Source organism: Helicobacter didelphidarum, from assembly GCF_003364195.1.
GTDB classification, from domain to species: Bacteria; Campylobacterota; Campylobacteria; order Campylobacterales; family Helicobacteraceae; genus Helicobacter_A; species Helicobacter_A didelphidarum.
The window spans coordinates 1-3556 of record NZ_NXLQ01000066.1 but is presented as its reverse complement, the minus strand read 5'-3'; the positions used below and the strand labels follow the sequence as shown (position 1 = coordinate 3556).

Here is a 3556-nt window from a genome sequence, read left to right as displayed (position 1 = left end):
ATTCACTCGCAATGACAATTATTCCCTCACTTTATTGTTATTCCTCTTTTTCAAAGTGGATTGCCATTTCACTTGTGCTTCATTTGCAATGACAGATTGCTATCTTTGTCATTTAACAAAGAAATATGAATCTGAGATTCTTTTAATGCCTTCATAATTACTTCCTTTATCTTCTTATAGGAAATACCCTATAAGGTTCTAATCCACTTGCATGGATATAGCCTTCTTTAATAATCATCTTACTTGGAGATTCTAAGAATGTATCGGTATAAGATTTGTCATTTATATCATCACCTTTTTTATACTCATCGATATATTTATCATAGCGTAATACCCATACTTTTGCCCAATCTTTCTCCATAATATCTTGTATAAAGATGATATAATCTTTAGCATTTGCTTCTGTGCGATTATCTATATAAGATTCTCTATCAAAATAGAATGGATGTATCATAGAATCTTTATACTTAAGAAAATAGGCTTTTTGGAGCTTAAGCTGGGTGTTATACCACCCATAAAACTCATCAGATTCTCCTGCCCTTGCATAGAAATCATATTGGATTTCTTTATTATTTGTCCTAAAGCCTTGTGAATAAAGCTGCATAAGGATTTTGCTATCTTTAGAATCTGGCTTATCTCGTAGATTAACAAAGAAATCATTTTCATTTGTGGTAGTGGTGGCGAAAAGTCCTTTGAGTATCGGGATAGCAAAATTACTTTTCGTTGCATTAGAATCTACCTTAGGAATATCCTCTAAAAATGTATCGATATAATATTCACCTTGAAATATATCATTATATTCTACAAGTTCAAAGAATGTATTTACCACTTTAAAGCTTAGGATATTTGCCATTGGGAAGCCACCAAACTCTAGTGGAGTAGTTCTTGTAAGTTGCCATTCATACGCATCCTCATCATTAAAAAAAGAGAAATTATAATCCGCTATAAGCGCGCAAATAGGATTCTTAATCGTGTATAATCCATCGATATTGCCTATCTGTGCTTCAATAGCGATTGTCTCATAATGAAATCGCTTTGACATAAGGCGTCTAAATCTCTCCTCCCCTAGAATCTCCCTGACAATCTTGTGATTATATATATCATCTTTATAGGGACTTTTTAAAAGAAAATTACCTGTATCCATAGCTAAAGCACTTTCTTTATCAAAGAATATCATTATATCAATGGGGGCTTTTTCTTTTAGATTAAGGCTTTGTGAGATTCTAAGATTACCCTTTACTTTAAAGCTCCCACTATAATCACGAAAATGTGTGTAATATATCCCTTCTTCATCGCTCATTTCTATATGCTCTCTTTTTCCATCTTTGATAGATACAAGAGAAGGTATATCCTCTCCCTTTAAATACAAAGGCTTTATCCCATTTACCTTATGCACCTTGAGTGTCCAAAAGAGTGTTGTAGGGAGTGGGGGAATGAGCGTATTATACAATCCAAAATAGCCCCAAAAACCCATATCGTAAGGAATGAGATTGGTATTAGGGTGGATAATACAATCACCATGTAGAATTTCAGTCATATATAACATATTTACTCCTTTGTTGTGTCCCTTAAGTCTTGCAATGTAATTATGCTTATTATCTCGCATTGCGCACTCTGCTTTCATTTGTCTATCCAGCCAAGAGTAATTGCGCCAAGTGGTAAAAATTTGTAGGATATTAAATTTGAAATTATGGTCATATTGCAACTCAATATTCCAACCATCTCTCAAATATACTCTCATCAAATCTTTATCAAACAAGCTTAATTCATCATAAAAAATACTCTTACTTATATCATACATACAATAATACGCTATCGTAGGAAAGATAGAATCTAGTTCTTTCTTGCTAAAGCTAGGATAGATTGTAAAAACTTTATCTTTTATTTCACTATAAAATTCTTTTGTTGCCTCTATATTGATACTACCATCATCATTGTGATATAGATAAAATCTAAAAATATATCGCTTAATATACAAGCAATTTGTATTTGGGTTTGTTTATTTATTGAGCTATCCATATAAGTACCTTTTTCACACCCACATACAAGGGATAAGCAAGGGCGATGCCAATGATTGCATAAAAATATATCATAGCAGTAGCAAAAGAATGTATGCAAAAATCTTTTTGCAAATAATGCTCTTGTTGTGTTGGCGAGAGATTCGCAAAAGCAAAAGTATGGCAGAGAATCATATAATGCCCTTTTACTATTTGCATAAGCAGATTTTTACAAAGCCTATAAATACAAGAAGAAAAAAGTTTTTGTCGGCTTAGGGCTTCTTTGAAAAATTCCTCTTTATCCCAAAAGTCAAAATCACCTCCACCCCAATGGCTCATAGCACTAGGCTTACTCCAGCAAATCCACGCTACAAATGGAAAAAGCCTCTCTAAATCCTTTTTGCTAAAATCTGCCTTGATAATAAAAATCTTATTTTTTATCTCTATATATTTTTCTCTTACGCTCTCTAATGCTACTTCTTTTTCTCTATCTTCTATACGCACTAGCACTTCTTGATAATGCCTTTTAAATTCCTCTGTGTGTCTTGTGTCTTGTAAAATCTCTTTGCATTCTTGCACCAATTCATATTTTTGTTGCAATGAAGCCTTGTAATCTGTGCCAAAGTCAAAAACTTTGCTTATAATATAGCAAATTTCTAATTCTTGTTGTGATAGCTTAGTCAAGATTATGTTCCCTTAAAAAATCATTTATTTCTTGACTAAAATAATCATTCACAATAAAATCTCCAAGTTCTGCACCAAAATACGCTCCAGCTACAGACATTATGCCTACACAGCCAACAAAAAACCAGCCAGTAAATGGACATATTGCATAACCCACCATACCACCACCAGCACCTCCAGCCAATCCAAACCCAAAGCTAACTCCACTAGATAAAAAGGTTTTAATTTTATTTTCAGATATATACATATCATAGGCAAATGCACCAAAAGACACAATAACCAAAAATCGTCCAAGATATTTAAATCCTACGATTTTAAGATTTACACTCTGCCTGCTATTGCCCGATGATTTAATAATTTCTTCAAATACTTTTGTTTGTTCCTGTTTTGTAAGTTGTTCGAAAGGTTTATTGTATTCTAAATCTTTTATTTTTTTCTCTATCATTGCCTCAAAAGGTTTTCCGTCCTTTTTCATAGCTTCTGCGATACTTCTTCCAAAATAAGTGCTTTTAGCACGCATATCATTCATTGTTTCATTGCGAAATTTATTGGCATCTTGAGCTAATCGTTTTGCTAGAATCTTGCGTTTATGTATGTCTTGCTCTTTTTCTACTTCTTTCAATAATTGATTAGACATTTCTTTGATGTTTCGTATATATGCCTCACGCACATTCACATTTTTCATAATTTCTCTTGCCATATTTGCCACTTCAGCTTCAATGAGATACAATTCATTCCTAAGCTTTTCTATTGCCTCATCCATAGGTATAGCATTCTCATACTCCACCTCCAACCTTACTATCACCCTATCATTTGTATTTATATTATATTCTTTCTTAAGAGTTTCTAATGTATTAAAGAATCTCTTATCATTC

2 protein-coding genes and 1 pseudogene are annotated in these 3556 nt (G+C 32.8%); all 3 read right to left on the bottom strand.

Features of this window, described 5'->3' with window-relative positions:
- Window positions 1–166 precede the first annotated feature (166 nt).
- On the bottom strand, window positions 167–1978 hold the full coding sequence (locus CQA53_RS10425; RefSeq protein WP_115543901.1) for a hypothetical protein: 1812 nt from the start codon (window positions 1976–1978) through the stop codon (window positions 167–169).
- Between the two features lie 25 nt (window positions 1979–2003).
- Window positions 2004–2681, bottom strand: a complete 678-nt coding sequence (locus CQA53_RS10420) for a hypothetical protein (protein ID WP_115543900.1) — start codon at window positions 2679–2681, stop codon at window positions 2004–2006.
- Window positions 2674–3556, bottom strand: a pseudogene (locus CQA53_RS12570) (hypothetical protein); the annotation flags it as partial. The gene CQA53_RS10420 and the pseudogene CQA53_RS12570, both read right to left, overlap by 8 nt.